The organism is Erwinia sp. PME.40.26/001, from assembly GCF_055556675.1.
Map to the genome: position 1 here is coordinate 1 of NZ_JBVHNP010000452.1, position 234 is coordinate 234.

Sequence of the window (234 nt, forward strand, 5' to 3'; positions counted from 1 at the left end):
GCGGGTGCGGGTGGCGCTCGATGCTTCTCTTGGAACAGCCTTCGACCGCGAGGCCGTCGCGGGGGCGCTGGGACGCGCACCGGACGAGGTGGGCGTCGATCGACGCGACCTCCTCGTGCCGTTCGCCGACGAAGGAGCCGCCGTCGCGGGCCTCCGGGCCCTCGTGGGAGCCGGCATCCCGATCGTCGAGTACGCCCCCGCGGTGGGAGACCTCGAACACGCGTTCCTCGACCT

General features: G+C 73.1%; 1 protein-coding gene. It reads left to right on the forward strand.

Annotation, left to right across the window (positions count from 1 at the left end; genetic code table 11):
- On the forward strand, positions 1-234 hold a 234-nt coding region (locus tag ACZ3HG_RS24945), incomplete at both ends, for a hypothetical protein (protein ID WP_465335243.1).